Source organism: Bradyrhizobium sp. P5_C11_2, from assembly GCF_054049755.1.
Genome location: NZ_JBFULT010001037.1, coordinates 1 through 1264, shown reverse-complemented (window position 1 = coordinate 1264; position 1264 = coordinate 1). Strand labels below are relative to the sequence as shown.

General features: G+C 63.1%; 1 protein-coding gene. It reads left to right on the top strand.

Translation table 11 applies throughout. The features are described 5' to 3' along the window. Positions 1-32: 32 nt before the first annotated feature. A partial coding sequence (locus tag ACXJL8_RS41450; RefSeq protein ID WP_456687078.1) for a cysteine peptidase family C39 domain-containing protein occupies positions 33-1264 on the top strand: 1232 nt, incomplete at its 3' end.

Here is a 1264-nt window from a genome sequence, read left to right as displayed (position 1 = left end):
GTTGCGGGGAGAGCGCAATCGGCATCCGTGCGATGCTGCGTTGCGCCCGCGATTTCGGATTGAAGGTCGGTTCGCGCACGACACATTGGAAACAACTCGCAGGCATCAGTCTGCCCGGAATCGCAGCGCTGCGTGATGGCGGCTTCCTGCTGCTCGGGAAGGTCGAGGAGGACGCCGCGCTTGTGCTGCATCCGACCGCGACGCATCCGAAGTTGATGCCGCGTGCGGAATTTGAAGAGATCTGGGACGGCCGCTTGATCCTGACCGGATCTCATGGCCTCGCAGATCTGGCGCAGCATGCCTTTGCCGGTCTGATTGCGCGCGGGCGTGATCTGGTTGCGCTCGCAGGCGATGCTCTGGCGTCTGCACGGTCCGCCGGTCATCGCGATATACCCGTCCAGGAGCCGGGTCCCGAGCCCGCGGAAGGCGATGAGTCGGGGCTCATTGCGATGGCGATATTGCTGCGTTGCCACGGCATTGCGGCCGACCCGGAGCAAATTCGCCATCGCATGGGAACCTCGCGGGTCGGTGTGACCGAAATCCTGCGCTGTACCAGGGAGTTCGGCCTCAAGGCCCGGGCCCAGCGGTCGAGCTGGAATAGGCTTGCCGTCACGCCGTTGCCGGCAATCGCCGCGCTGCGCGACGGCAGCTTCCTGATCCTGGGCAAGGTCATCGACGACAAGCTTCTTGTTCAGCGTCCATTGTCTTCCCGGCCCGAATCGATAACGCAGGCCGAGCTCGAGGCCATCTGGGACGGCGACATCATCCTGATGACCCGGCGTGCGGCCCTGACGGATCTCTCCAGGCGATTCGATATCGGCTGGTTTCTCGGTGCGGTCCACAAGTATCGCGGGCTTCTCGGCGAGGTGCTGATCGCGTCGTTCTTCCTTCAGGTCTTTGCCCTCGTCGCCCCGCTGTTCTTCCAGGTCGTCATCGACAAGGTACTGGTGCATCGGAGCATCAGCACGCTCGACGTCCTGGTCGCGGGTCTCGTCGCGTTGACCTTGTTCGAGACCGTTCTCGGCACGTTGCGCGTCCATCTGTTCGCGCACACGACGAACCGCATCGACGTCGAGCTCGGCGCCCGGCTGTTTCGTCACCTGATGGCGTTGCCGATCGCATATTTCCAGACACGCCGCGTCGGCGATTCGGTCGCACGCGTTCGCGAGCTTGAGAACATCCGGCAGTTCCTGACGAGCTCGGCGCTCACCCTTGTCGTCGATCTCCTGTTCACTGTCGTCTTCCTTGCGGTCATGTTCTACTA